This is a genomic window from Cryobacterium sp. TMT2-15-1, assembly GCF_004402345.1.
GTDB classification, from domain to species: Bacteria; Actinomycetota; Actinomycetes; order Actinomycetales; family Microbacteriaceae; genus Cryobacterium; species Cryobacterium sandaracinum.
In genome coordinates this window covers 22,805-49,567 of record NZ_SOGD01000051.1, presented here as the reverse complement: position 1 = coordinate 49,567, position 26,763 = coordinate 22,805, and the positions used below count along the sequence as shown (strand labels likewise).

General features: G+C 69.9%; 26 protein-coding genes. 11 read left to right on the top strand and 15 right to left on the bottom strand.

Annotated features, from left to right (window positions below; translation table 11 throughout):
* Nucleotides 1-402 precede the first annotated feature (402 nt).
* From E3O62_RS13820 to E3O62_RS13795, 6 genes are all read left to right on the top strand, one after another.
* Nucleotides 403-1,818, top strand: a complete 1,416-nt coding sequence (locus E3O62_RS13820; protein ID WP_134398885.1) for an aminotransferase class V-fold PLP-dependent enzyme — start codon at nt 403-405, stop codon at nt 1,816-1,818.
* 192 nt (nt 1,819-2,010) lie between these two features.
* Nucleotides 2,011-3,441 carry a protoporphyrinogen oxidase gene (hemG, locus tag E3O62_RS13815; protein WP_134398884.1) on the top strand — a complete coding sequence of 477 codons (1,431 nt, stop codon included), beginning with the start codon at nt 2,011-2,013 and terminating at the stop codon, nt 3,439-3,441.
* Entirely contained in the window at nt 3,438-4,625 is a 1,188-nt protein-coding gene (locus E3O62_RS13810) for a TIGR04053 family radical SAM/SPASM domain-containing protein (RefSeq protein WP_134395238.1), read from the top strand. The genes hemG and E3O62_RS13810 overlap by 4 nt, the downstream gene beginning before the upstream one ends.
* 10 nt (nt 4,626-4,635) lie before the next feature.
* The gene (locus E3O62_RS13805) at nt 4,636-5,838 is read left to right on the top strand and encodes a ferrochelatase (RefSeq protein WP_241973506.1); all 1,203 of its coding nucleotides are present in this window, start codon (nt 4,636-4,638) and stop codon (nt 5,836-5,838) included.
* A 110-nt stretch (nt 5,839-5,948) separates the two neighbouring features.
* Nucleotides 5,949-6,596 carry a hypothetical protein gene (locus tag E3O62_RS13800; RefSeq protein WP_134398883.1) on the top strand — a complete coding sequence of 216 codons (648 nt, stop codon included), beginning with the start codon at nt 5,949-5,951 and terminating at the stop codon, nt 6,594-6,596.
* A gap of 72 nt (nt 6,597-6,668) precedes the next feature.
* Nucleotides 6,669-7,118 (top strand): DUF2269 family protein, encoded by a 450-nt coding sequence (locus E3O62_RS13795; protein ID WP_134395241.1) that lies wholly within the window; start codon nt 6,669-6,671, stop codon nt 7,116-7,118.
* Between the two features lie 20 nt (nt 7,119-7,138).
* Here the strand turns inward: E3O62_RS13795 and E3O62_RS13790 are convergent, their stop codons facing one another.
* The 8 genes from E3O62_RS13790 to E3O62_RS13755 form a co-directional block, all read right to left on the bottom strand.
* Nucleotides 7,139-8,200 carry a hypothetical protein gene (locus E3O62_RS13790; protein WP_134394302.1) on the bottom strand — a complete coding sequence of 354 codons (1,062 nt, stop codon included), beginning with the start codon at nt 8,198-8,200 and terminating at the stop codon, nt 7,139-7,141.
* Nucleotides 8,201-9,430: an aminotransferase class V-fold PLP-dependent enzyme gene (locus E3O62_RS13785; RefSeq protein ID WP_166786493.1), complete on the bottom strand. Its 1,230-nt coding sequence runs from the start codon at nt 9,428-9,430 to the stop codon at nt 8,201-8,203.
* Nucleotides 9,431-9,537: 107 nt separating this feature from the next.
* Nucleotides 9,538-10,497, bottom strand: a complete 960-nt coding sequence (locus E3O62_RS13780) for a F510_1955 family glycosylhydrolase (RefSeq protein WP_134398881.1) — start codon at nt 10,495-10,497, stop codon at nt 9,538-9,540.
* A gap of 3 nt (nt 10,498-10,500) precedes the next feature.
* Nucleotides 10,501-11,091 (bottom strand): DUF305 domain-containing protein, encoded by a 591-nt coding sequence (locus tag E3O62_RS13775; protein ID WP_134398880.1) that lies wholly within the window; start codon nt 11,089-11,091, stop codon nt 10,501-10,503.
* A 94-nt stretch (nt 11,092-11,185) separates the two neighbouring features.
* Nucleotides 11,186-11,662 carry a hypothetical protein gene (locus E3O62_RS13770; protein ID WP_134394306.1) on the bottom strand — a complete coding sequence of 159 codons (477 nt, stop codon included), beginning with the start codon at nt 11,660-11,662 and terminating at the stop codon, nt 11,186-11,188.
* Nucleotides 11,663-11,768: 106 nt separating this feature from the next.
* Complete coding sequence (locus E3O62_RS13765; RefSeq protein ID WP_104100589.1) at nt 11,769-12,044, bottom strand: hypothetical protein; 276 nt, start codon at nt 12,042-12,044, stop codon at nt 11,769-11,771.
* A 79-nt stretch (nt 12,045-12,123) separates the two neighbouring features.
* On the bottom strand, nt 12,124-12,708 hold the full coding sequence (locus E3O62_RS13760; RefSeq protein ID WP_134398879.1) for a gluconokinase: 585 nt from the start codon (nt 12,706-12,708) through the stop codon (nt 12,124-12,126).
* 1 nt (nt 12,709) lies between these two features.
* Nucleotides 12,710-14,113 carry a GntP family permease gene (locus E3O62_RS13755; protein WP_241973505.1) on the bottom strand — a complete coding sequence of 468 codons (1,404 nt, stop codon included), beginning with the start codon at nt 14,111-14,113 and terminating at the stop codon, nt 12,710-12,712.
* A 219-nt stretch (nt 14,114-14,332) separates the two neighbouring features.
* Between E3O62_RS13755 and E3O62_RS13750 the strand changes: the two genes are divergently transcribed.
* Entirely contained in the window at nt 14,333-15,028 is a 696-nt protein-coding gene (locus tag E3O62_RS13750) for a FadR/GntR family transcriptional regulator (RefSeq protein WP_166784567.1), read from the top strand.
* 43 nt (nt 15,029-15,071) lie between these two features.
* On the opposite strand, the gene E3O62_RS13745 is transcribed toward E3O62_RS13750, so the two are convergent.
* Both E3O62_RS13745 and E3O62_RS13740 read right to left on the bottom strand, forming a co-directional pair.
* On the bottom strand, nt 15,072-16,358 hold the full coding sequence (locus E3O62_RS13745) for an ATP-binding protein (RefSeq protein WP_134394309.1): 1,287 nt from the start codon (nt 16,356-16,358) through the stop codon (nt 15,072-15,074).
* A gap of 58 nt (nt 16,359-16,416) precedes the next feature.
* Nucleotides 16,417-19,035 (bottom strand): excinuclease ABC subunit UvrA, encoded by a 2,619-nt coding sequence (locus E3O62_RS13740; protein WP_134398878.1) that lies wholly within the window; start codon nt 19,033-19,035, stop codon nt 16,417-16,419.
* Nucleotides 19,036-19,274: 239 nt separating this feature from the next.
* Here E3O62_RS13740 and E3O62_RS17355 point away from each other — a divergent pair, with 239 nt between their 5' ends.
* The gene (locus E3O62_RS17355) at nt 19,275-19,400 is read left to right on the top strand and encodes a hypothetical protein (protein WP_255570041.1); all 126 of its coding nucleotides are present in this window, start codon (nt 19,275-19,277) and stop codon (nt 19,398-19,400) included.
* Nucleotides 19,401-19,405: 5 nt separating this feature from the next.
* Nucleotides 19,406-19,573: a hypothetical protein gene (locus tag E3O62_RS16650; protein WP_166784566.1), complete on the top strand. Its 168-nt coding sequence runs from the start codon at nt 19,406-19,408 to the stop codon at nt 19,571-19,573.
* A gap of 56 nt (nt 19,574-19,629) precedes the next feature.
* Here the strand turns inward: E3O62_RS16650 and E3O62_RS13735 are convergent, their stop codons facing one another.
* Together E3O62_RS13735 and E3O62_RS13730 are read right to left on the bottom strand one after the other, a co-directional pair.
* On the bottom strand, nt 19,630-20,634 hold the full coding sequence (locus E3O62_RS13735; RefSeq protein WP_241973504.1) for an acyl-CoA thioesterase: 1,005 nt from the start codon (nt 20,632-20,634) through the stop codon (nt 19,630-19,632).
* A 70-nt stretch (nt 20,635-20,704) separates the two neighbouring features.
* Nucleotides 20,705-21,187, bottom strand: a complete 483-nt coding sequence (locus E3O62_RS13730) for a heme-degrading domain-containing protein (protein ID WP_134394311.1) — start codon at nt 21,185-21,187, stop codon at nt 20,705-20,707.
* Nucleotides 21,188-21,379: 192 nt separating this feature from the next.
* Here E3O62_RS13730 and arsD point away from each other — a divergent pair, with 192 nt between their 5' ends.
* Both arsD and arsA read left to right on the top strand, forming a co-directional pair.
* Nucleotides 21,380-21,844 carry an arsenite efflux transporter metallochaperone ArsD gene (arsD, locus tag E3O62_RS13725; RefSeq protein ID WP_134394312.1) on the top strand — a complete coding sequence of 155 codons (465 nt, stop codon included), beginning with the start codon at nt 21,380-21,382 and terminating at the stop codon, nt 21,842-21,844.
* Nucleotides 21,845-21,861: 17 nt separating this feature from the next.
* Nucleotides 21,862-23,670, top strand: a complete 1,809-nt coding sequence (arsA, locus tag E3O62_RS13720; protein WP_134398904.1) for an arsenical pump-driving ATPase — start codon at nt 21,862-21,864, stop codon at nt 23,668-23,670.
* A gap of 147 nt (nt 23,671-23,817) precedes the next feature.
* On the opposite strand, the gene E3O62_RS13715 is transcribed toward arsA, so the two are convergent.
* Genes E3O62_RS13715 through E3O62_RS13705 form a run of 3 tightly spaced genes read right to left on the bottom strand, consistent with a single transcriptional unit; the run spans nt 23,818 to nt 26,726 of the window.
* Entirely contained in the window at nt 23,818-25,107 is a 1,290-nt protein-coding gene (locus tag E3O62_RS13715) for an MFS transporter (protein ID WP_134398877.1), read from the bottom strand.
* Nucleotides 25,108-25,159: 52 nt separating this feature from the next.
* The gene (locus tag E3O62_RS13710) at nt 25,160-25,930 is read right to left on the bottom strand and encodes a bifunctional 2-polyprenyl-6-hydroxyphenol methylase/3-demethylubiquinol 3-O-methyltransferase UbiG (protein WP_134394314.1); all 771 of its coding nucleotides are present in this window, start codon (nt 25,928-25,930) and stop codon (nt 25,160-25,162) included.
* The gene (locus E3O62_RS13705; RefSeq protein WP_134394315.1) at nt 25,890-26,726 is read right to left on the bottom strand and encodes a LuxR C-terminal-related transcriptional regulator; all 837 of its coding nucleotides are present in this window, start codon (nt 26,724-26,726) and stop codon (nt 25,890-25,892) included. The genes E3O62_RS13710 and E3O62_RS13705 overlap by 41 nt, the downstream gene beginning before the upstream one ends.
* Nucleotides 26,727-26,763: the final 37 nt, after the last annotated feature.

Sequence of the window (26,763 nt, the reverse complement as noted above, 5' to 3'; positions counted from 1 at the left end):
AAGTGCGACTCTGATTCTCAGAGCGGTCGCGAGGGTCGATCGGCCGTGATTTGTTCAGCGGAGTTCGCTGACCGCCACGAAAAAGCCCCGGCTTCACCGCGCCTGGGGGAGGCGAGGAATCTGCCGGGGCCAATTCGTTTGGAGTGGGGGAACTCCGTTAACCACGGTACGGCGGATGGGCTGAATGTCGGCTGGACGAGCCCCCATGTCGGAACAAAACCGGCCGGTCGCCGCGAACCGGGCATCGACCGCGTGTTCGCCGACGCAGGCCGACGTGGGCATCGCCATCGGAGCCGGTATGGGGGTCGCGATTGCCTCCGATGGGTCATCAGCGCCAGGGACGATTCGCGCCCGGAAAACAGCGCTCTTTCGGTGGTCTCCGGGCAGGCATAAAATCTCGGCATGTCTGCTGACCCGGATGACTATCGTCAGGCCCTGGAGCGAGCGAAAGCCCATGCCCTGGATTGGCTCTCCTCCCTGCCCACCCGGCCCGTGGGGCCACGCGTCGACGCCGACACCCTCGCCGCGGGCTTCGCGGCGCCGCTGCCGCTGCAGCCGACGGACCCGGCGGAGGTGATCGACGAGCTGGCCCGGCTGGCCGAACCGGGGCTGATGGCGATGACGTCCGGCCGCTTTTTCGGCTGGGTGATCGGCGGCACGTTGCCGGCAGCCCTGGCAGCCGACTGGCTGGTCAGCGCGTGGGACCAGAACGCCGGGATGCGCTTCGCGACCCCGGCCACGGCCGCCGCCGAGGAGGCCGCCGGCGGCTGGATCCTCGATCTGCTGGGTCTGCCGAACGGCGCCGACGTGGGCTTCACCACCGGGGCCACCATGGCGAACTTCGTGGGTCTGGCAGCCGGACGCGATCATGTGCTCGTCGACGCCGGCTGGGACGTCGCGACCGCCGGTCTGGCCGGGGCGCCCCGCGTCGCCGTCTACGTGGGCGATGAGCGCCACGCGGTGATTGACCTGGCCCTGCGCTACCTGGGACTCGGCGCCCCCATTGTCGTCCCGGCCGACGATCAGGGCCGCATGCTCCCCGAGGCCCTGGCGGCCGCGCTCAACCAGGGCAATGGCCCCGCGATCGTCTGCCTGCAGGCCGGCAATGTGCACTCCGGCGCCTTCGACCCGGTCGGTGAGCTCACCGACCTCGCCCACCAGCACGGTGCCTGGGTGCACGTCGACGGCGCCTTCGGCCTCTGGGCCGCAGTGAGCCCGCGCTACCGCGAACAGCTGGCAGGCCTCGACACCGCCGATTCCTGGGCCACCGACGCGCACAAGACACTCCAAGTGCCCTACGACTGTGGCATGGCCATCGTGGCCCGGCCCGCCGAGCTGCGGTCCACCTTCGGGGTGCACACGAGCTACCTGTTCGCCGACGAGACCGGCCCGGGTGACCCCTACGAAAAGGTGCCCGAGCTGTCGCGCCGGGCGCGCGGCGTTCCGGTCTGGGCGGCTCTGCGCTCCCTGGGCCGCTCGGGCACCGTGATGCTGGTGGAGCGGCTGGCCGATCACGCCCGGGCCATCGCCGACGGTCTGGGTCGCATCCCCGGCGCCGAGGTGCTCAACGACGTGGTCTTCACCCAGGTCTGCGTCAGCTTCGGCGACGACGAGCGCACCCGCCGGGTGACGGAAGAACTACTCAAGGAGGGAACCGCGTGGATGTCGGGTTCGCGTTGGCAGGACCGGGATGTGCTGCGGATCTCCGTGAGCAACTGGTCGACGGATGCGGACGACGTCGCCGCATCCGTGGCTGCCGTCGAACGGGCCTGCGCGGCGGTCGCGCGCAACCGTCCGACGGAATATGAGAAGGCGTGAATTCGGCCGTGGTTCGGGCTGATCCCGGGGCTGATCGGGGCCCGGTCCGGGCGGCGATTCGTGCTTCGATCGGCGCCCGCCGCCGCCGGCCCGCGAGGTGCCGCTGGAGACGACGGTCGTAGGATCGAAGTAACAAGGATTGCCACAGGTTGCCGGTTGCCCCGGATTCACCGGCAACTGGAGGTAAGTCGAATGCTCGCTCAACCACGGGTCGTCATCGTCGGCGGCGGAATCAGCGGATTGGCGACAGCACACTACCTGCACCGCCGGCTTGGCGACGGGGTGCATCTCACCCTGGTTGAGGGTGGGGCGCGGTTGGGTGGCAAGATCTCCACTGAACGATTCGGCGGGCACCTCGTTGACGTCGGACCTGACGCACTGATGGTGCGGGCACCCGTGGTGGCAGCCCTCATCGAGGACCTCGGGGTCAGCGACCTCGTCGTGGCCCCCGCCGGGTCCGGCGCACGCATCTGGTCGCGCGGGAAGCTGCGACGGCTCCCGGCCGGCACCCTCTTCGGCATCCCCGATCGACTGCTGCCCCTGCTGAAATCCCGACTGCTGTCGCCTCTCGGTCTGGCCCGTGCGGCCCTGGACCTCGTGAAGGCGGCCCCGGCGGGATTGCCAGACGACCCCACAATCGCAGAAATCGTTCGCCCGAGGATGGGCGGGCAGGTGTTCGACCGCCTCGTCGATCCGCTGCTCGGTGGTGTGCATGCCGGCAGGGCCGACGAGCTCAGCGCTCGGAGCACCGCGCCGGACATCGACGCTCTCGCCCGCGGCAATCGCAGCCTCTACCTCGGACTGCGGCGCCGACGCCGGAATGCCCCACCCCAGCCCGCCGGAGCAGGAGGCGCGGTCCTCGTCACCCTTCGTGGGGGGCTCGCCCGATTGATCGACGCACTGGCCGTCCACGTCGTGGGCGACGATGTGCGCCTCGGTACGGCGGTCGTGTCCGTGTCGCGCGGCACCGCCGGCTATGAGGTGAAGCTGAGCGACGGCACGGTGCTCGAGGCCGACGCGGTGGTGCTCGCCACTCCCGCGTTCGCTGCGGCGGACATGATGAAGACGGAAGCCCCCGACCTGGCCGCCGCGCTGGCGGGTATCCCCTACGTCGATGTTGCCACGATCTGCCTGGCCTACCCGCGCTCCGCCGTCGCCCACGACCTCGTCGGCACGGGCTTCCTGGTGCCGCCGGAGGAAGACAAACTCATTGTCGGCTGCACCTGGTCCAGCGCCAAGTGGCCGCACCTCGCCGATGACACAACCGTGATCATCCGCTGCATGGTGGGCAGGCGCCGCGACCAGCGCTGGATGGACCTCGATGAGGCCACCCTGGTCAGCCAGGTGCACGCCGAACTCGTCGAGGCCATGGGTCTGACCGGGCGCCCGACCGAGCAGCACATCGAGCGCTGGCTGCAGGCGATGCCGCAGTACATCGTCGGCCATCAGGGTCGGCTCGCCGCCGCGGAGGTGGCTCTGGGTCGGCTGCCGGGGCTCTACCTGACCGGTTCCGCCTACCGGGGGGTCGGGCTGGCCAGCTGCGTGGCCGACGCCGAGCGCACCGCCGACAAGCTCGCGCAGCTTCTGACCGATGCCCGTCCCGCGAGCGAGGTGCCCGCATGAGCGGGCTCAGCATCCCCCTCGGCGAGACCGCCGTGTTGCCGACGCTGCCGACCGCCCGCCGTGGAAAGGGCCCGGACTACGCGCAGCGCCCGATGCTGGTGTTCTGGGAAACCACCCGCGCCTGCGCGCTTGCCTGCAAACACTGCCGGGCCAGCGCCACGATGCAAGCCCTGCCAGGCGAGCTGACCACGGCAGCAGGTAAAGACCTGATCGACCAGGTGGCCGGATTCGGCCGGCCGTACCCGATCCTGGTGCTCACCGGCGGCGACTGCCTGATGCGCCCTGACCTGTTCGAACTCGTCGACTACGCCACCGGTCTTGGACTGCCGACGGCGCTGTCCCCGTCGGTCACGCCGACACTTACTCCGCAGATGATCGAACGGATCGTGGCGAGCGGGGTCAAGGCGGTGTCGATCAGCCTTGACGGCGCCGTCGCCGCGACCCATGAGGGCGTGCGCGGGATCCCGGGCCACTTCGACGACACCGTGGCGGCGATCCGGGCTCTCGCCGCGGTGGGGTTGACCGTCCAGGTCAACACGACCGTCATGCGCGCCAATGTCGACGAGCTCGCGGATGTCGCGGCCCTGATCAAGAACGCCGGCGCCGCTATCTGGGAGGTCTTCTTCCTCGTCCAGGTCGGCCGCGGCGTCGCGACCGAGGCCGTCAGCCCAGCGGAGCACGAAGACATCTGCCACTTCCTCTTCGACGCCTCCCAGCATGGCTTCATCGTGCGCACGGTCGAGGCACCCTTTTTCCGGCGGATCGTCGCTCGCCGACGCGCCGGTGACCCTGCACCGACGAGCGCTCCGTACAACGCCCTGTCCGCGAGGCTGGAAGCCCTGATGGGACCGCCCGCGGGCCTGCCGCGGGCGCAGACCGCGTCGACCCGCGACGGCAAGGGCATCGTCTTCGTGGCCTACGACGGCGAGGTCTACCCGGCCGGGTTTCTGCCACTCGGCCTCGGGAACGTGTGCACGACCCCGTTGGCCGAGATCTACCGGGACAACCCGCTACTTAAACAGATCCGGGCCACGGAGTTCACCGGCCGCTGCGGCCGCTGTGAGTACGCGGACCTGTGCGGGGGCTCTCGAGCCCGCGCGTTCGCGTCGAGCGGCGATCCGCTGGGGGAGGACCCGGCCTGCCCGTTCCAGCCGGGCGTGGCCGGTGCCCTCGTCGGTGCCTGAGTCTCAGCCCGTGGATGGCCTCGTGCCCGTGCCTGCCGCGGAGCCAGCCGGGTACGACGCCGTGGTCCTCCTCGGCTTCGGAGGCCCCGAGGGCCAGGACGACGTCATCCCGTTCCTCCGGAACGTCACCCGGGGCCGCGGAATTCCGGAGGCACGCCTCGAAACCGTGGCCGCACACTACCGCGCCTCGGGTGGTGTGAGCCCGGTCAACGGACAAAACCGGGCGCTCCGTGACGCGCTCCAGACCGAACTGGCCGCCCGAGGCACCTTCGTGCCGGTGTACTGGGGGAACCGCAATTGGGTTCCGTACCTGCGAGACGCCGTGACTGCGGCCGTCGACGCCGGCCACACCCGATTGCTCGCGCTCACGACGAGCGCGTACAGCTCCTACTCGAGCTGCCGGCAGTACCGGGAAGACCTGGTTGAGGCGCGGTGCGCCACCGGGCTCGGCGACGCCGTGCGCATCGACGCGGTTCGCCCCTACTTCGACCATCCCGGCTTCGTCGCCCCGTTCGTGCTCGGCGTCTGCTCCGCCCTCGCCGACTTCGCCCGGCAGGGCCTGGCCCCGGACGACGTTCACGTGCTCTTCACAACCCACTCCATCCCGATGGCGGATGCCGAGCAGAGTGGCCCACGCGAGCGATCCTTCAGTGCCGGCGGGGCCTACGAGGCGCAGCACCGGGCCGTCGCGGAGGTGGTGATGGCCGCCGTTTCAGCGGTGGCGGGCGACGGCACAGCGGCCGACGCCACCCCGGCCTGGTCTCTGGCATTCCAGTCGCGGTCGGGTCCGCCCGAAATGCCTTGGCTCGAACCTGACGTCAACGACGTCATCGTCGTGCTCGCCGCGGCCGGCACGCGAGCCGTCGTCGTGGTGCCGATCGGATTCATCTCCGACCACATGGAGGTCTCCTGGGACCTCGACACGGAGGCGGCGGCCACTGCCGCCGCGCACGACCTGGGATTTGCCCGGGTGTCGACCCCCGGCCTGCACCGGGAGTTCGTGGCGGGGCTCGTCGACCTGTTGCTCGAGCGACTGACGCCGGCGTCGACCACGGAACGCTGCGCGCTCACCGCGCTCGGACCGTGGACGGATGCGTGCCCGGTGGGATGCTGCGAGAAGGGCCCGGCCCGGAGGCCGGGGACGGAGCCCTCATCCCCAGCAGGAAATCCCGCGGCCCAGGGAGGTCCTTCATCGGGGGAGGCGCGCCGCTGACGCCCGCGCAACTGGCCGAACGGATGGCCGCCATCCGCGGGTGACCCCGGAATCCCACCGATTGGGTACGCTCGGCGATAGGGCTCAAGAAGGCTAACGAAGGACCAACCGTGACCCACCCGTATCCGTTGTATGTGGCCATCCGGGCGCAGTGCTTCTGCTGCCAGTCACTGCAGCCGTTCACGTTCACCTCGGCGACCGACCAGGTGGTCTGCGCATCCTGCCTGCACCACCTGGGGGCGGAAAAGGCCACCCGCCGGGACGCGGAGCACATCAAGCTGTGGGTCGGGCAATACGCCGACCAGCAGGAGAACCACCGTCAGTTCGCCGAGAAGTCGGCGGGGGCTGATGCCGAGAAGCAGGCGGTGATCGACGGGCTCATGGCCCAGGTGGTGGAGCTGCGCGGCGTCGTGGCCGGCGAGTCCGACCGCACGAAGAGCGCCGGGGTCCGCGCGCTCCTCGAGAGTGACCTGGTGCGGCGCGCCGAGCGGAAGACCGAGCTTGCGCATCGTCAGCTCGACTGGGCCATGGCCGTGCTCTGGCGGATCGGGCAGCTGCACCACAGTGTGGAGGGCATGCCGCTTGCCTGCGTCTGCGGGCGCACCGCCGCGGTTTGCGCGGAAGGTCGGGCGATCGAGCCGCAGCGGCAGGCCGTGCTCGACTGGGAGCGGAAGAACCACGTGCTGCTGCGCGCCGGCTCCCGGCACGCCCTACCCGACGACCACCCCGAGGTGCGGGCCGCGAAACGACACCCGTGAGGGGTCCTGGCGGGCACCCCGTCAAACACGTCGGTTCACCGGCGAGCGGACGGCGGGGCCTACGCTGGAGAAATGGATCTCCTCAACACCCTGCACATTGTCACCGGCGTCTTCATCGTCGGGCCCATGGCCATCCTCCCCATGACCGCCATGCGCTCCATGCGGGCCGGGGAAGCCGGCCAGGTGGCCTCACTGGCGAAGTCCACCAATCTCTTCACTCTGCTGTCGCTGCTGGTGGTGTTCCTCGGTTTCGGCGCGGTGAGCTTCAGGGACAACGCGTCCCTCGCGTCGACCTGGATCTGGCTGTCGATCGTGCTCTACGCGGTGGCCCTCGTACTCAGCCTGTTCCTGGTGGTTCCGGCCATGAAGTCGGTTTCGGAGCTCCTCGCCGAGCAGTCCGCCAGCGGCACTCGGGTCGTCGGCGCCAAGGTCGCCGGCTACTCGCGCGTGGCCATGGGCTCGGGCATCGTCTCGCTGCTCCTGGTGGTCGTGGTCGTGCTGATGGTCGTCAAGCCGGTCTAGCCGTTCACAGTCTCGCCGGGCTAGTCCAGGTCGCCCACCGAGACCAGGCCGTCGTGACGGCGGCCGTCGAAGATGATCGTCGGGATCTTCACGGTGTGGATGCTCTCCTCGACCAGCCGCGTGTTCGCGGCGATGATGTCGGCGACCTCGTCGGAGGCGGCGACGGATGCCACGGCGGCGACCTGTTCCGGGCTCAGGCCGAATTCAGCCGACCAGTCCTGCAGCAGCGTGGTGGCGACAGCCGGCTCGGCGCCGTTGATCACGCTCTGCCAGGAAACGCCCTTGTCATCGTCTTCCGTGTAGATCCGGCGCAGGATCTCCCAGTCGACCGGCGTGGCGGCGTCGGCGAGAGGGTTCAGCCGCAGCGCCTCGAGGTACTGGGTGACGAGCAGCGAGTTCTGGAACTTGTAGCCGTCGTCGGCGGCGATCGGGTAGGCGATGTAGGTGAGGTTCATCCGGTCGTCGAACCCGGCCTCCTCGATGTTGTTGAACAGCTGCAGGCAGTAGGTGCAGCCGGGGTCGATGACCTCGAGCGCGGTTTCCTTCTTCGCGTCGTAGACGCCCAGGTAGCTGGCGTTGGCGGGCAGGTATTCCTCGGCCTCCCAGTTCTGCATGCGGGAGGGGATCGCCGAGAACGTCTCGCCGAGGCTGGCGAAGTCGTTGCCGAAGGCGCCGATCACGTCGCCGGAGAGCAGGGACTCGCCGAAGGTGGGCGTCTGGTCGGGGATCGAGCAGGCCTCGGCGCCCAGGCTGCAGGATGCGGAATCCTGCTTGTTGCAGGTGCCGTAGACGTACAGGTTCACACCGCTCTTAACGACGACGTATGCGCTCCAGACGGTGGTGAGCACCACGAGCAGCGCGACCACCTCGAGGGCGACGGATGCCGGGCCGACGAGCTTCGGACGGCGCACCGCCAGCGGCGCGAGCAGGTGGTCCTTGATGTCCTGCTTGAAGGTGGTGTCGCAGGGGCGGAACGTGACCCGGCGGAGGGTGCAGTTCCACGCCTTGCCGAGGTAGCGGCGGTATCGTGCCGACACGGCCGCCATGAAAACGAGAACGATGAATGCGGCAATGCAGAACACTTAGGAGAGGCCTTTCATCAGGCGCGCGAGGGCCTGTGCGGCCTGATCGACATCGGCCGTGGTTGAGTGCAGTCCGAGCGAGAAGCGCAGCAGCGGCGGCAGCCCGAGCTGGTCTTTCAGGTAGTGGTGGGCGCAGAAGTAGCCGCTGCGCACCATGATGTGGGACTGGGAGAGGAACACTGCGAGCCGGTGCGAATCCTGTTTCGGGGCGTAGACGCTGATCACCGGGCTGGCCGCGGTGTTTACCAGAGTGAGGCCGGGGATGTCGCCGAGACCCTCGAAGAGCCGCTGCGAGAGACCCTGAAGGTGCTCGGCAGCGGGCCGGCCGCCGGGGCGCACCTGTCCCAGCCACTCGATCGCACGGCGCAGGGCGATGATCTCGCCCCAGGCCTGCAGCCCGGGTTCGAGCAGGGCGCCCGGGTCGTTGGCGAGAAGGTCGTAGGAGTCTTCGCGGACATCCGCGACCATGCCGCCGCCCACGAAGGTGAGTTCGAGGGAACCGAGCAGCTCGTGGGTGGCGACGACCACGCCGAGGCTGGCGCCGTACATCTTGTGGGCGGAGAAGCAGAGCGCGTCGGCCTCGGTTTTGGCCAGCAGGGTGCGTTCGTGCGCCATGGCCTGCGCGGCGTCGAGGATGACGATGCCGCCGCGGGCGTGGGTGTCGCGCACCAGGTCGGTGAGGTTGGTAAGTAGACGCCCGTCGATGTTGGAGGCCACGTTGACGACCACGATCGCGCGTTCGAGCTGGGCCGGCCGGTAGATCAGGGCGCCGTCGGGGGCGCGGTCGAGCACCAGGCGGGGCACCCCCAGTCGGGTCGCCGCCGTCATGGTGGGCAGGAAGACCGAATTGTGCTCGATGTGGCTCGTGACCATCTGCCCGAACCGGCCCTGCGGCAGCTGTTGCAACAGCAGGTTCAGGCCGAAGGTCGTGTTGAGGGTGAAGGAGACCGCGTGACCCCGGCCGGAGAGGCCGAGCAGCTCGAGCACGGCCCGGCGGGCGTCCTGCACCTCCCGGTCGACGCGGGTGCCCCAGGCGTACTTCACGCGCCCGCCGCAGGCGTTGTACGCCGTGTAGTACTCGGTCAGGGCATCGAGGACCGGCTGCGGCCGGAGGCTTTGACAGGCGGAGTCGAGGTAGACCGCGCCGGGTTCGAGGTAGGCGAAATCGGCGAGACGGCCGGTTTCGACCGCAACCGGTGGTGTGCGCCGGAACAACCCAGTGTGCTTCATGTCCTTCAATTCTTTCCGGCTCATTCTAGGCGAGCAGCGGGTTTTGCCCGGCGTGGCTGGGAACCGGCTGGGAGCGTGGTGGTCATGGCTTCATCCGTCGCACCGGTCTAGGCCTGGGCCGCAACGAGCACGGTCCAGGTAAGGCCGAAGTCGTCACTCGCGACAACCCCTCGCTGGTCGGCGGCGAGGAGCCAGGGCATGCTGCCGCCGACGACGGCAAAGGCCTCCGGGGTACCCTCGGTTCGCCCGCCGCGGGTCCAGGTTCCACCTCCGGTCTCCTGGTGCCAGACCACGCCGTCGGGATCGATGCCGACGACGCCGCCGCCGGCAGCGGCATCCTGAACGTCGATCAGGTACAGCATCGGTGCGCCGGAGAGCGTCCCGAACGTGCGCCCGGCATCCTCGCTCACGGCGAGGCCGTTCTCGGTGGTCGCGAAGACCCGGTCCGGGGTCGCCGGGTCGGCGGCGAGGTCGCGCAGCGCCACCGCGGCTCCGGGCGACCAGGTGGCCCCGTCGTCGTCGCTGATGCTGACCGTGCCGGCGGCGGCGTCGTAGCCGTAGACGCGCAGGGCGCCCGTCGGCAGGGTCACCGCGTCGAGGTCGTGGAAGTCGGTCTCGCCGGCGAGGGAGACGTTCGACCAGGTGGCCGCCGCATCCGCGCTGCTGATCAGCCCCACATTCGGGGCCCACAACGTGGACGTGTCGGAGCCCGGATGCCCGGACGCCAGCAGCAGGCCCGGCCCGGCCACGGTGAAGCCCATGGCGTCGAAGGCCGGGCCGTCGGTCGGGGTGGGCCGGGTGATCTCGGCATCCGGCGCCCCGGCCAGGTAGCTGTCGGGGAGCAGGCCGGTCGGGATTTGCCACACGCCCTGGTGCGTGCCGGCATAGGTCGCGCCGGTGGACGGGTCGGCGCCGAGGCCGTGGACGTGTTCGAAGGCTGTGGTGGTGGTGGGCGTGCCGGTTGACGGAATCGCTGGGGTGGGCGCGCAGGCGGCCAGTGCGGCCGCGAGGCCGACCGTGATCACGGTGGCGCCGCCGAGGCGGATGGTTCTTCTGGACGTCGTCATGGGTCAGAACTCGGTGAGGAGGTCGGTCATGACGGCGATTTCGGCGGACTGCGAGTCGACGATGGTGGCTGAGAGGGCCTGTGCGTCGGCGTTGCTTCCCTCGTTCTGGTGCGTTTGCGCCATGGCGATGGCGCCCTCGTGGTGCGCGATCATGAGCTCGAGGAACACCTGGTCGGCCCCGGAGCCCGAGGCCTCGTCCATCGTCATCAGGTCTGCCTCGCTCATCATGCCGTCGGTGCCGTGGTCCATGTCGGACATGCCGCCCGTGTCGGCGCCCCACTCGCCCAGCCAATCGGTCAACCGGGTGATCTCGGGCTCCTGCGCTGCCTTGATCTCGGTCGCCAGGGCGGTGACGCGCGGGTCGGTGCCGCGCTTGGCGAGCAGGTTCTCGCTCATCTCGACGGCCTGCTCGTGGTGGGGGATCATCATCTGGGCGAAGTCGATATCCGCGGCGTTGGCGGCGGCGCGTGAGCCGCCGGCGGCCGGGGTGCCCGCGGCCGGGGGCGTGCTGCCGCAGCCGCTCAGGGTGAGCGCCGTGGTCAGCACGGCGGCGGCGATCATGGAGGTGCGGAGCGTGCGGGTGGTTCTGAGCATTGGTGTTCCATTCGTCGGCAAAGCGTGAGAAACCGGGGCCGGGATGCGGCCGGGCCGCGCAGTCCGGTGGGGGTGCGCTGGCGAGGGTTTCGGCCTAGGTGCGGCTGATGGAGAGCAGGGTGAGGCTGGGCCGGTGCAGGTGCAGCGGGATCTCGCGGAAGGAGCTGACGATGAAGCCGCCGGCCTCGAGCAGGCGTCGGTAGAACGACGGGCGCCGGGACAGCACAATCAGGGCGCCCAGGATCAGCAGCAGGGAACAGGTCATCGAGAGGGCGGCCAGGCCCGACATCGAGTGGGTGTCGGCGTTGCCGACGGTGTCGGGGGATGTTGCGGTGTGGGCGGTCGCGGAATGCGCGCCGACCGCCATCGCGGTCGCGGTCACTGGCGTTGACGATGTCGGGGCTGCGGACAGGCTGTGGGCCGGTGGGTGAGCCAGGCCGTGCCCGGTTCCGGCCGAGTGCACGGCGAGCAGGCAGAGCAGCATCGCGGCCAGTGTGAGCACGGCCAGCACGGCGAAGTGGAAGACGTGGCGGCTACGACGGAAGGAGATGGCACCGCGCGTGTGCCGCATGCCGCCTCCGTCCGAACTGTGGTCTGGGCATCCGTCTGGCCGGTCGTTGAGCCTGGATACCCGCTCAGGCTATACCCGGGCGGATCGGTGCCGGCTGGGAGTGGGCTCACCCCCAGTCGAGCGCGAGCACCCACGACCCGTCGGTGTCGCGGCGCAGGTCGTAGCGGTGTTGTTCCTCGTCGCCGCGCGAGGCATCGAGGCGCCAGAGCTCGGTGTCGATGCGGGACGGCACGCCGCCGGCGTTCTCCCACCAGCGAGTGCGGGTGAAGATCGCCTGCGGCTGGCCGATGACGGTGTGTTCGAACCGGTTCCAGATGAACGCGCGCGGGTCGCCGTCGACGGACAGCTCCACGTCGACGACTGCGTCAATGATCTGAGGCATGCGTGGCTCCCTTGATACTTTCGAACATCCATTCGGTTCTGCGAGTGTAGTTCATGCCGCCGACACTCGCCAGACCCGATCAGGAAATCGCTCGCGACCCCGGCACCGAGGACTTGCCCGGTTCTCGCGCGCCCAGGCTCGACGAGCCGGACCGGGGCGTGAGCCCGAGCCGCCGCACGATCTCGGCGGCCTCCTCGGCCGGAGCGCGGCCGGCGTCGATGGAGATCGCGCGCTCGTCGGCGTCGGGCGCCTCGAGTGTGGCCACCTGCGAATCGAGCAGGGAGGTCGGCATGTAGTGGTCGTGGCGCGTCGCAAGCCGGCGCCCGATCAGGTCCGTCGACCCGGTCAGGTGCACGAAGATCACGTTGTGCTCGCGCAGCACGTCGCGGTAGCGGCGCTTGAGCGCCGAGCAGGTGATGATGCCTGGCACCCCTGCCATGGTGTGCTCGATGATCCACGAGGAGACCGTGTCGAGCCAGGGTGCGCGGTCCTCGTCGTTCAGAGGCCGACCGGCGGACATCTTGTCGATGTTCGCCTGGGGGTGCAGGTCGTCGCCCTCCTCGAGATCCCAGCCGAGCTGGCCGGCGAGGAGCCCTGCCACGGTGGACTTGCCGGATCCGGAGATGCCCATGATCACGAGCACGGGCTGCTGAGTCTCGAACATGCTAGATCACGATATTCAGCAGGAGGACGCCGGCAAGGCCGACCACGGAGATCAGGCACTCCATCACGGTCCAGGTCTTCAGATTCTGCCCGACGGTCGTGCCGAGGTACTCCTTGACGAGCCAGAACCCGGCATCGTTGACGTGGGAGAGGAAGAGCGAACCGGCGCCGATGGCGAGAACCATCAGCGAGACATCCGTGCTGCCCAGGCTGGCCGCGACGGGGGCGAGGATGCCGGCGGCCGTCACTGTGGCGACGGTGGCCGACCCGGTAGCGACTCGGATCAGGGCGGCGACGAACCAGGCCAGCACGAGCACCGAGACGCTGCTGCCGGCCACGGCGTCGGCGATGACGGTGCCGATGCCGGTGTCGATGAGCACCTGCTTGAACCCGCCGCCCGCGCCCACGATGAGCAGGATGCCCGCGATCGGCGGGAGGGAGTCGGAGAGGGACCTGGCGACCCCGGCGCGGTCCATGCCGCCACCGCGACCGAAGACGATCATCGCGTAGATCACGGCGATGCCGAGGGCGATCATCGGCGTGCCGAGGAAGTCGAGCGTGGCGTTGAGAGGCGAGGTGGAGCCCGGGTCGATGGCGTCGGCGATCGATCGGGCGAGCATCAGCACGACGGGGAGCAGGATGCCCGAGATGGTGATCAGGAAGCTCGGGCGCCGACTGTTCTCGCCCAGACCCTGTTCCTCGTTGGTGAGGAACAGGGCCGGCACGGGCACGGAGACCCAACGGCTCGCGAACCTGCTGAAGATCGGGCCGGCGATGATGACGGTCGGAATGGCGATGAGCACGCCGATCGCGAGAGTGAGCCCGAGGTTCGCATCGAGAGTGGTCACGGCCACGAGCGGACCGGGGTGCGGCGGCACCAGGCCGTGCATGACGGACAGGCCGGCGAGGGCAGGGATGGCGATGCGGATGAGCGAGAGCCCGCTGCGGCGGGCCACCAGGATGATCACCGGGATGAGCAGCACGAGGCCGACTTCGAAGAACATCGGCAGGCCGATCAGCCCGCCGATCAGGGCCATCGTCCACGGCAGGGTGCGGGCGCTCGAGCGCGTCACCAGCGAGTCGACGATGCGGTCGGCTCCGCCGGAGTCGGCCAGCAGCTTGCCGAACATGGCGCCGAAGCCGACCAGGATTCCGACGCCGGCCATGGTGGCGCCGAAGCCGGCGCTGAAGCTCGTGACGGCGGCGGCGGGAGCGAGGCCGGCCCCGACCCCGACGCCCACGGCGCCGATCGAGAGGGCGAGGAACGGATGCACCTTGAGCCAGGTGATGAGCAGGATGATCACCGCGACGCCGACGAGGGCGGCGAGGATGAGCTGGAGGTCGCTGCCGGCCGGTTCAATCGGAACCACCGGAGCCGCGTAGGGAAGAATCATCTGAATTTCCATTCCGAGGCTGCTTCACTGCGACCTCATCGTCCAATAATCTGATTAATCAGATATTTGAGTGTGGCACACGAATCGCGACTCCGGGACCAGCGCCGGTACGATCACGATGGGGGACGTCGCGCGGACGCGACGACGCGCGCGGCCAGTCCGCAGGGAGAAGCTGAGATGAACCATGGGGCGGGCGCAGGAGTGTGGAGTGAGCGAGGGCTGCATGCGCGGGTGGTGAACTCGCTGGGCCAACAGATCGTCGACGGCGGATACCTGACCGGCGACATCCTGAACCTGGACGTGATCAGCGAGGAATTCGCGGTCTCTCGCTCCGTGCTGCGCGAGGCACTGCGGGTGCTGCAGTCGCTGGGTATGGTCGAGCCGCGGCAGCGGGTGGGCACCCAGGTGCTGCCCCGTGCCTCCTGGGACCTGATGCACCCGCAGATCATCTACTGGCGCGGACGCGGCACCGACTATCTCACCCAGATGCGCGAGATGCTGGAACTGCGCCTCGGCATCGAGCCTGTGGCCGCCCGGCTGAGCGCGCGCCTGATGACCGCCGAGCAGCTGGACGCGGTGCGGGCGGCGGCCGAGGGCATGGTCGTGGCTGACCTTGCCGGCGACGGTCGCGGGTTCCTCGAGGCCGACATCGAGTTCCACTCCCTGATCCTGATCGCCTCCGGCAACAGCGTGATGGGGCACTTCGCCGGCACGGTCGCGGCGCTCCTCCGCACGCGCGAGGAGGAGAAGCGCTTCACCATCACCGAGTACACGCCGCCGTCGGCACACCGGCACAATCAGCTGGCCGAGGCGCTGTTCGCGCGCGACGAGGATGCCGCGTACCGCTGGTCGTATGCCACGATCGAGGCCACCCTGACCGAGTTCATCCAGGAATCGGGCCGAGCCGAACGGGGCCTCGGGGCCTGAGGCTGCCGGCCTGACGCGGTGTCCGTTGCCGGGCACCTCGTGCTCAGAGCCGGGCGAGCCGCTCGATGTCCTCCAGGAATTCGCTGGCGACCTGGGCCGACACGGTGGTGCGGGTCGACCGGATCGCGACCAGGTAGTCCTCGGTGCCCGGGCCGCCGGGCGTCGACTCGTCCGCCCCCTCGAACAGTGCGCGTTCCAGCGCCTGCTGGGAGGCGCGCCGGGCGGCGTACTCGATGTCGGCTGGTGAGAACCCGTCGCTCGCGGTGACGAGCGCGCTCAGGTCGACCGTGCTTTTCCTGCCCTTGGGGATGTAGCGCTCCCAGATGGCCTGGCGGGCGGCGACATCCGGAAGCCCGATCGGGATGACGTAGTCGAAGCGTCCGTGCCGGAGGAAGGCGGAATCGAGGGCGCGGATGAAGTTCGTGGCGCAGACCAGGAGCCGGCCGGGCTGCTCGCGGAAGGCGGGAATGATCTTCAGCAGTTCATTGGTGACGCCCTGCAGCGCCGAGGGTGGTTCGCCGCCGCGTTGCGCCGCGATCTCCTCGACCTCGTCGATGAAGACGACCGCGTGCTCCAGCTCGGAGATCTTCAGGAAGGTCTCCCGGAGCGCACCGGCAAGGCCCTTGGGGTCGGTCGCGAGCCGCGAGGGGAAGACCTCGACAAAGGGCCATTCCAGCCGCGACGCGATGGCCTTTGCGAAGGTGGTCTTGCCCGTTCCGGGAGGCCCGAAGAGCACGACAGCCTTCGGTGGCACGACGCCGTACTGTTCGGCCATGTCGGGTTTGGCCAGCGGCATGACGAGCCTTCGTTCGAGCAGCTCCTTTTCGGTGCGCATGCCGCCGACGCCCTCCCAGAGATCGCGCGGCAGGATGCGCCCGCCCAGTTCGCTGAGCGACCGCAGCTCCTCGCGTTGCACCGGGATGTGGCGCTCGAAGTAGCGCAGGTGCTGCTTGACCTCGAAACCCCGCTTCACGAAGGCGTCGACGCGCGTGGCCGATTCGGGCATCAGCGCGGACAGCTTGGTCAACGCGTGCCGGGACATCTTCTTCTCCAGGGCGGCCAGCAGGGCCGTGCCGATGCCGCGGCCCTGGTAGCGCTGCGCGGTGGCGAGGAAGACGACCCAGCCCTGGGCATGGGCGGCGCGGCCCACGGCGGCCCCGACGACCTCGTCGCCGGCAAGGGCGACCACGGCGTCATCCTTCTGGCAGGAGGCCAGCACCTCGGACAGGCCGTAGACGGGCTCCGTCTTGGCGGCCGTGATCTCTTCCCAGAGGCGAAGGATGCCGTCGAGGTCGTCCGAGTGAAAGTCGCGGATCCGCCAACCAGTCATGAGTGCTCCTTCGCGCCGACACGTACGGCTCTCAATCTATGGCACGCGCCCCGTCGAACTAGCGAGCAGCCAGGCGGCGGGCAAGGTAGGGCGCGGTGCGGCTGTGCGGATGCCGTGCGACGGCAGCCGGGGTTCCGGTCGCCACGATCTCGCCGCCCGCATCGCCGCCGGCCGGACCCAGGTCGATCACCCAGTCGGCGGCGGCCACCACGTCGAGGTTGTGCTCGACCACGATCACCGTGTTGCCGGCGTCGACCAGGCGGCCCAGCTGGGCCAGGAGGAGGCGGACATCCGCGGGGTGCAGTCCGGTGGTCGGCTCGTCGAGGAGGTACATCGTGTGACCGCGGCGGGCGCGCTGCAGTTCGGTGGCGAGCTTGATGCGCTGCGCCTCGCCACCGGAGAGCTCGGTGGCCGGCTGGCCGAGCCGGAGATAGCCGAGCCCGACCTCACGCAGGGTGGCGAGGCTGCGGGCGGCGGCCGGTACGTCGGCCAGGAAGCCGGCGGCCTCCTCGACGCTCAGGCCGAGCACGTCGGCGATGGACTTGCCCCGATAGGTCACCTGCAGGGTCTCCGGGTTGTAGCGCGAGCCAAGGCAGGCCGGGCAGGGCGTGTAGCTGCCGGGCAGGAAGAGCAGCCCGACGCTCACCGAGCCCTCTCCGAGACAGGTCTCGCAGCGGCCGCCGGGCACGTTGAAGGAAAACCGTCCGGCGCCGTAGCCGCGCTTCCGGGCCTCGTCCGTGGCCGCGAAGGTCGCGCGCACCGCGTCGAAGAGCCCGGTATAGGTGGCCAGGTTGGAGCGCGGAGTGCGCCCGATCGGCTTCTGGTCCACGCGCACCAGGCGGTCCACGGACTCCAGGCCGGTGATCCGGTCGACCCGCGCCCGCGGCTCGGAGTCGCCGCGTTCGTCGCCGTCGTCGTCAGCGGCGCCTGCGGCGGCGCCTGCAACTGCCGTCGGATCAGAGGCGTCGGCGACGTCGGACTCCGGATGCAGCGCGAGCCGCACGGCATCCGCCAGAACCTGGCTGACCAGGGTGGACTTGCCGGAACCGGACACGCCGGTCACCGCGGTCAGCACACCGAGCGGGAAGCCGGCGTCGACGCCTCGGAGGTTGTGCCGGGTGACCCCGTGCAGGCCCAGCCAGCGTTCCGGTGTGCGCAGCGCCGCGGGCTGGGGCGCGTCGGGCTGGGGCGTGGCTGGCGCGGAAGGCTCCGGCGCGGCCGGGAACAGGAACTGCCGGGTAACCGACTCCGGAACATCGGCCAGACCTGCGATGGGTCCGCTGTAGAGCACGACGCCGCCGCCCGCCCCGGCCAGCGGGCCCACGTCGACGACCCAGTCGGCCCGGCGCACGATGTCCATGTTGTGCTCGACGACGAAGACCGAGTTGCCGGATGCCTTCAGCTGCTCCAGCACGAGCAGCAGTGGTTCGGCGTCGGCCGGGTGCAGCCCGGCCGACGGTTCGTCGAGCACGTAGATCACACCGAACAGACCCGAGCGCAGCTGGGTGGCGATGCGCAGGCGCTGCATCTCGCCGGGGGAGAGGGTGGGCGTCGCGCGCCCGAGGCTCAGGTAGCCGAGGCCCAGTTCGAGCAGCACCTCGATGCGGGCGAGCAGGTCCCGGGTGAGGGTCACGGCGGCCTCCGTGGGCTCCGCGGTGTGCTCGGCGCCGCTCGCCCGGAGCGTCGCGCGCAGCAGCTCGGCGAGCCCGGTCAGCGGCAGCAGGTTGAGCTGGGCGATCGACCGGCCGGCCACCGTGACCGCCAGGGCCGCGGGCGTGAGTCCGCTGCCCCCGCACAGGGGACACGGGCCGGATTCGACGAAACGCAGCGCGCGCTCCCGCTGGCTCTGGCTTTTGGAGTCGGCCAGGGTGTGCAGCACATAGCTCTTCGCGCTCCAGAACCGGCCCTGGTACGGCTTGGCGATGCGGTCGCGCTGCGGGGTGACCTCCACCACGGGCTGTTCCTCAGTGAAGAGGATCCAGTCCCGCGCAGAGCGCGGCAGGCCCTGCCAGGCAGTGTCCACGTCGTAGCCAAGGGTGATCAGGATGTCCCGCAGGTTCTTGCCCTGCCAGGCGCCCGGCCAGGCCGCGATGGCGCCGTCACGGATGCTCAGGGCAGGGTCAGGCACGAGGGTTGCCTCGGTCACGGTATGCGCCGTGCCGAGGCCGTGGCACTGCGGGCAGGCGCCGGCCACGGTGTTGGGGGAGAAGGAGTCGGACTCGAGGCGCGGGGCATCCGCCGGGTACATGCCGGCCCGGGAGTACAGCATCCGCAGCGAGTTGGACAGGGTGGTCAGGGTGCCCACGCTCGAGCGGGAGCTGGGTGCACCTCGGCGCTGCTGCAGGGCCACGGCCGGCGGCAACCCCGTGATCTCGTCAACCTGCGGGGTGTGGCCCTGTTGGATCAGCCGGCGCGCGTAGGGCGCGACGGATTCCAGGAACCGGCGCTGGGCCTCCGCGAAGATGGTGCCGAACGCCAGCGACGACTTTCCGGAGCCGGAGACCCCGGTGAAGGCGACGATGGCGTCCCGGGGAACGTCGACGTCGACGTTCCGGAGGTTGTTCTCCCGAGCCCCGCGCACCTGAACGAAGCCCGCGAACGGCGCGTTCCCCGGTGCGGTCGACGGAGCGTTCCGGGTCGAGGCGGCGGTGTCGGCGTCAGGGCGAGGCGGTTGCATCCGGCTGACTCTAGCCCGAACGTCTGGGCGGATGCCGGGCTGGAGATAGTGGACCTGAGAGGCGACGCGGTATGATTGTTGGATTGCGATCCCGTCCACTGATGGCGGTGGGTCGGTCTTCATCTCGATGCTCAACCGTGACAGATCCCGATGTTCTACCGTGACAATCTCGATCGCTCTTCTATTGGACCAGGCTCAGCGGCGTGCCGTTCAAACCACGTTTGAGACTGAGAGAACCATTGACTGATACATCCGGATCCACCGCTACCCATTACGTTTCCCTGCTGCGTTGGGCGGCCCTGAAGCGGGCGTTCCTGTCCCGCCAGTCCGCTCCGAGCGCCGCCCTCATCGGCGAGAGTCGCTGAATACCATGGCCGACCGCACCACGCCCACCGGTTCAGACGAGCAGGTACCTGCCAACCAGGTCTCGATGCCCCGCTGGGCCGAACTCAAGCGCGCCTACGTCGCGCGGCTTTCGAAGAGCGAGCGCGCCGCACTGGCCGCTGCCGCCGAGCACGCGAACGAACCCCAGGAGTGACCCGGCGGTTCCCCTGAACCGGTGTCGAATTCGTTCGGGCAGTGAGGGCGCGCCGGTCACGGCAGGCGCAGCTGGTCAACGGGCATCGTGACGAGCGGCGCGCGCAATTCCATCAGGTCCCGGGCGTGCTGGTCGAGGCGCTTGTCTTCCGGGGTGATCAGCGTCAGCGGCTCTACCGGCTCGGCGCGCCCGTTCGCGCCGAGTGCGACGAAAATGCTCATGCACTGCGTCGTGAGGTGCAAATCGTGCGGCGTGCGTGGACTGCCCGAGCGCACCCGGATGCTGACGTGCATGCTGTGCTTGCCAGTGTGGATGAGCCGGGCATCCACTTCGACGATGTGCCCGATGTGGATCGGCCGGTAGAAGTGGATGCCGCCCGAGTAGACGGCCACGGCCGCCACGGAACTCCAGGCCGCCGCCGTCGCGAAGGCGGCCTCATCGATCCAGCGCATCACGGTACCGCCGTGGGCGTTGCCGCCCCAGTTCGCATCGGCGGGGTCCGCCAAAAACCGAAACACCGTGCGTGGCGTGGTGCTGTCATCGGTATATTCCTGTGAGCGCATAACAGTCTGGATACGCTTGCGCGGCTCGAGCCGTGCCGTCGCGTTCTCTTGCAGCTCCCGGTCGACGTCGGAGCGGGGCACCCACGAGGGGACTTCTTGCGGCTTCCCGGCATCGTCGACGGCGACGAATACGAGGATGCAGTGGGTTGCCGGACTGTATTCCCGGGCGCGTACATCCGTGGTCTCGACCGTGACAAGCACATGCATGCTCGTGCGTCCGGTGTGAATGATGCGGGCGTGCACCTCGACCAGGTTGCCGGGCTCTATCGGCCGGGTGAAGTGCACATTGCCGACGTAGGCGGTGACTGTGTCGGATGCGCTCCAGCCCACCGCACAGGCGTAAGCGGCCTTGTCAATCCACTCCAGCACGCTGCCGGCGGCCACGGTCGCGCCCGAAGCGGCGACGTCGGCGGGAACGGCCATGAACCGTAGGGTGATGCGGTCGTCGGGCATGCCCGCATCGAATTGCGGCATCGAACGGACAGGTGTGGCGGTCACGGATACTCCAACGGAAGCAGGTCAGAGGCTTCGGTCCAGACTTTCACATCTGGACCGGGGGCGGTGCGGGTCAGCCGTGCGTGCGGCGGTGTTCCTCGAGAACCTCGACGACAAGGTCGTGGTCATCGCGCTGGGCCAGACCGGAGACGCCGACGACACCGATGAGCGAGCCCCGTACGCGCAGGGGGAAGGCGCCGCCATGCGCGGCGTGTGTGTTCGGGTCGAGGTTCGAGTCGGTGCTGAAGTCGCGGGAGTTCGCTCGGAAGCGCGTGCCCACGGCGTAGGAGGAGTTGGCGAAGCGCCGCACCACCCGGAACTTGTTCTCGAGCCAGGCGTCGTTGTCGGCGCAGGCACCGGGCAGGGCGGCATGGAAGACGCGCTGGTCACCGAACATGATCGACACCGCGATCGGATGCCGCCGGGCGTTGCCGAGTTCCACGAGCCGCGACCCGACGGCCCAGGCGTCGCCCACGTCGAAGGAGTCGAACTGAATAACACGTTCCTGCTCGAGAAGCAGCGGGAGAAGGTCTGCGGCGTCGTGCGCGTCGGTCATCGCATGCCTTTCGGGTTGAATGATGAGACAGGGCAGAGGCGCCCGCAGTCAGTCTTCCACTCCCGCGCGCGCAACGGGAGCCGGTGCTGACGCAAACGGGTCGCCAAATATCGATAAGCGTCGATATACTGGGAGGACCGTCATCACGGACAAGTCGTCCCCGCTGGATGCCGGCCTAGGAGATGGTCACCCATGGCACGCATCGAGATTTTCGAACCGGGACTGTGCTGCGGCACAGGCATCTGCGGAGTCGACGTCGACCAGGCGCTGGTCACCTTCTCCGCGGACCTCGATTTCACCCGCGCGAACGGCGGTGACATTGCCCGATTCAACCTGGCCCAGGAGCCCCTCGCCTTCGTGGAGAACGAGGTGGCCCGCCAGTTCCTGCACACCGTCGGCCAGGAGGGCCTGCCCGTCACGCTCGTAGGGGGAGCCACCGTGCTCACCGGCCGCTACCCGACCCGCGCCGAGCTCGCGAACTGGACCGGCGTGGCGGCTGTGGACACCGGCGCGGCCAGTCACCGTGCGGCCGTGCAGCCGGAGGGAGCCGTGCGGCTGCTAGCCATGGCCGGGTCCGGTGACGCCACGGCCACCGAGACCGCCGAAAATACCGCGGGCGCCGATGCCGGCTGCTGCGGCAACGGCGGCTGCTGCTAGGGCCGATCATGACGACCCTGCGCTTCCTCGACGACGCCCCACGTTTCCTCTTCTTCACCGGCAAGGGCGGGGTCGGCAAGACCTCCATCGCGTGCGCGAGCGCGGTGCGTCTGGCCGAGTCTGGGGCATCCGTGCTGCTGGTCAGCACCGATCCGGCCTCCAATGTGGGCCAGGTCTTCGGGGTGACCATCGGCAACACGGTCACGCCGATCGCGGCGGTGCCCGGCCTGTCGGCCCTTGAGATCGACCCCGAGCAGGCGGCCGAGCAGTACCGCGAACGCATCGTCGGCCCGGTGCGCGGCCTGCTGCCGCCCGCCGAGGTGGCCTCGATCGAGGAGCAGCTCTCGGGTGCCTGCACCACCGAGATCGCCTCGTTCAACGAGTTCACCGACCTGCTGACGGATGCCGCGTGGACGGCCGCGTACGACCACATCCTCTTCGACACGGCCCCCACCGGGCACACCATCCGACTGCTGCAGCTGCCCGGGTCGTGGACCGACTTCCTCACCGAGGGCACGGGCGACGCGTCCTGCCTCGGGCCGCTCTCCGGCCTCGAGAAGCAGCGCGCCGTCTATGCCGACGCCGTGGCCGCCCTCGCCGACCCTGCCCGGACCCGGCTGGTGCTCGTGGCGCGCGCCCAGGGCGGCGCCCTGCGGGAGGCCGCCCGCACCCAGGCAGAACTCGCCGCCATCGGCATGAAGCGTCAGCACCTGGTGGTCAACGGCATCCTGCCTGCCGGCCCGGCAACGAATTCTGATGCCGATGCGGGCACGCCCGCCGAGGCCGACCCGCTCTTCGACGCCATCCGGGCGCGCGAACAGCAGGCGCTCGCCGCGATGCCCGCGGGGCTGCGCACCGCGCCCACCGACTACGTGGGCCTGAAGAGCACCAACATGGTCGGCTTGGTCGCGCTCCGCAGCCTGCTCGAGCCTGAAGTCGTCCCGACGCCGGGCACCGGAATCGCCACGGTCGCTCCGGGGGCCCCGCTCTCGGCCCTCGTCGACGAGATCGAGGCCGGCGGCCACGGCCTCGTGATGCTGATGGGCAAGGGCGGTGTGGGCAAGACCACGCTCGCGGCGGCGATCGCCGTCAGCCTCGCCGAACGCGGGCTGCCCGTGCACCTCACCACGACCGACCCGGCCGCGCACCTCGACGACACCCTGGCCGGCGGGCTGGCGAACCTGACCGTGTCCCGGATCGACCCGGCCGTCGAAATCGCCAACTACACCGAGCGGGTCATGCGCACGAAGGGCGCGCACCTCGACGCGCAGGGCCAAGCCATGCTCCGCGAGGACCTGCGTTCGCCGTGCACGGAGGAGATCGCCGTGTTCCAGGCCTTCTCCCGCGTGAGTCGGGAGGCGAAGGGTACCTTCGTCGTGATGGATACCGCGCCCACGGGCCACACCCTGCTGCTGCTGGATGCGACCGGGTCGTACCACCGCGAGGTCACCCGGCAGCTGGGCGACGGCATCCGTCTGACGACGCCGATGATGCGGCTGCAGGACCCGGAGCAGACGAAGGTGATCCTGGTCACCCTCGCCGAAACCACGCCCGTGCTCGAGGCCGCGGAGCTACAGGCCGACCTGGAGCGGGCCGGCATCACCCCGTGGGCGTGGATCGTGAACAACTCGATCGCCGCGGCGGCGCCGACCAACCCACTGCTGCTCGCGCGGGCCCGGAACGAGCTCCCCGAGCTCGAGCACGTGCACGAGAAACGCGCCCCGCGGCTCGCGGTGGTGCCGCTGCTGGCGGAGGAGCCGGTGGGCATTCCGGCGCTGCTCGCGCTCGCCGCGGGGAGGCAGCCCGCGCCGGCATCCGTTCGCTAGCTGGCCGGTCGGCCAGCGCGGTGGTCGGCCAGTGTTCCAGCGCCTGCGTCGGCCGAGTCTGAAGCCAGCTGTGCGGAAAGCGTCCACGCGGTGCGGTCGACTCGGACCTGCCGAGAGTGAATCAACCAATCGTCAGGACTCACCCGGTCAGCGCCCGACCGGTCGGGCCGTGGTGCCGCGCACGGCAGACCAGAGCACGATGGCGCCCGCGAGCACCATGGTGACCAGTCCGAGCCCGGAGTAGCCGATCGCGCTCAGGATCAGGCCGGCCAGGGCTCCCCCGAGGGCACCGGCCCCGTTCATCGACAGGTCGGAGAAACCCTGCAGGGCGGCGCGGTCGTGCACGTCCACCGCCTCAGCGATCAGCGCCGAGCCGGCGACGACGGATGCCGACCAGCCCAGTCCGAGCAGGATCAGCCCCACGGTCATGGCCGTTTGTGACTCCCCGGCCAGCCAGAAGATCGCCAGCGAGGCCAGCAACAGGCCCTGACCGATGAGAATGACGGGCATCCGTCCCAGCCGGTCGGCCATCCAGCCGAAGACGGGCGAGAGCGCGTACATGCCGGCGACGTGGAGGCTGATGGTCAGCCCCACCAGCGTCAGGGTGGCGCCGTGGTCGCGCAGGTGCACCGGGGCCATCGACATCAGGGCGACCATGGTGGCGTGGCTGCAGGCGATCACGATCACCGCGAAGCGGGCCTGCGGGTTGACGCGCACGATGGCCAGGCCGCCGCGGCGCGTGCCGCCGGCGGGGTCGACCTCGCGTGCGGCAAGGGCGGTGAGCAGCGGGTCGGGGCGGAGTCCGACCGTATAGACGACGGCCGCGCCGACCGTGGCGATCAGGGAGAAGGCGAAGGCACCGGTCAGCGGGGGCAGGCCGAGGGCCTTACCCACGACCTCGCCGGGGCCGAACAGGTTCGGGCCGAGCACGGCGCCGATGGTCGTCGACCAGACCACGATGGACAGGTCGCGCGCCCGGAATTGTGTGCTCGCGAGGTCGGTGGCGGCGAAGCGGGCCTGCAGGTTCGTGGCCGATCCGGCGCCGAGGAGCATCAGTGCCAGCAGGAGCAGCGGGAAGATGTCGACCGCGACCGAGGTGATGGCGAGAACAGCGCCGGAGCCGGCGATGAGCGAGCCGGTCGCGAGGGAGCGGCGGCGACCGCGGCGCTGGGCCAGGCGGGCCAGCGGTACGGCTACGAGGGCGGCGCCGAGGGTGCTCATGGTGGCGGCCATGCCCGACCAGGCGCTGGAGCCGGAGAGCTGCGCGGCCAGCAGAGCGCCGAGGGAGAGCGTGGCGCCCATGCCGATGCCACCGAGGATCTGGCCTGCGATGAGCACCCGCACGACCGTGCGCTGCAGCGGCGTGTGGTCGGCGGGCGTGGGCATGGGGCGGGCGTCCGGGGTCACGGGCGCGGGCGCATCCGAATTGGTGGACATCGGGCTCCCTCGTGGCGTGTGCGCTGGGGTTTCAGTATACCCCAGGGGGTAATTAGGCTTCGACGACGAGCAGGGTGTCGAGGGCGAACGTGGCGGCGCCGCCGTCGCCGGGGGCCTCCGGGTCGGTGGCGAGGTCGCGGCGGATGGTCTCGCAGCGCACGACCCGGGAGGCACCCGGGCTTGCGGGGTCGATGCAGGAACGCAGCAGCTCGGGCGAGTAGAGGATGGCCGGATCGCCGGGTCCGGGAGCCCCGGTCTCGAGGTTGGCCTGGTCGTGCCCGAGCGCGACCAGGTGCCCGCCGGGGGAGAGCCACCCGGCGGCGCGGGCCAGCACGGCGCGCAAGGCGGGCTCGGGCAGGTGCAGGTACATCACGGTGACCAGGTCGAAGCTTGCGCCTGCCGGATCCCAGGTCGTGGCGTCGCCAACCTGCCAGTGCACCGACACGCCTGCCTCGGCGGCGTGCGCTTCGGCCTGGCCGACGGCCTCGGCGGAGAAGTCGACCGCCGTGACCATCCAGCCGTGGCCGGCCAGCCAGATCGCGTTGCGACCGTCGCCGGTGGCCAGGTCCAGCGCACGCCCCGGCGGGAACGGGCTCACGGTGTCCTGCACGATCTGCGCCGGCACCGCGGACCACAGGCGTCCGGCCCGGCCGGCCTGGGCCTCACGGGCGAGGCGGTAGCGGGTGTCCCATTCGGTGGCGTCAATGGTGTGTCCTCTCGGCGGGCATCCGTCGGTGTGAACGGATGCTGCGCGATGGCCAGTTTTGCACGGAAGCGGCGGCTCAGCGGGAGAGCGCTGCCAGCTCGGCCCGAGTGGAGGCACCCACCTTGCGCAGCAGGTTGGCGACGTGGAACTTGACCGTGTTCTCGCTGATCGAGAGCGTTTCGGCGATCGCCCGGTTGCGGGCGCCGGAGGCGACCAGCTCGAGCACGCCCTTCTCGCGCGGGCTGAGACCCCACGCGGCGGCGGCCGTGAGCGGTGCGAGTGGCACGTCGAGGGGGAGGCTGACGGTCATTTCGGATCCCCAGCCGGTCGTCGCCTCCAGCCGCAGCGTGCCGTTCAGTGCGGCCACCCGGCTCGTCAACCGGCTGACGCTCGGGCTGTCCGGGGTGAGGTCGCCGGAGCCGTCGTCGCGGATGTGGATCAAGAGGTTGCTGCCGTCGCAGTCCCAGTGCACGCGCACGCGGGCCACCCCGGCCTGCTCGACCAGAGCCAGGACCGCGCCACGCACGATGGCCCGGGCGGCGTGGGCCACCTCGCCGGGCAGGGCCCGGCCGTTCACGGGCGGCTCGATGAACTGCACGTCGAGGTCGCCGAAGCGCACGAGCGGGCGCAGGTCGTCGCGCAGGCGTTCGAAGGCCTGAGCAACGGGCTCCTCGGTGAGGGACCGGTCGAGGTCGGAGACGGCGCGCAGCGCCACCATCGCCGTCGCGGCCAGGTCGATCGCGGTTTGCCGGGCCGAGGCGTCGCTCGTGTCCCGGGAGCGGAGCACGGCGAGCAAGGACTCGAGCGTGGTCGCCTGCGTGTCGGTCAGGTCGGCGACGACCCGGGCGCGCTCGGCGGCGGCCGAACGGGAGTCGAACGGCTCGATCGAGGGGGCTGGGCGCTGACTATTCACCTCAGCAGCCTACCGGGGGTGCGTTCAGCCATCCGTT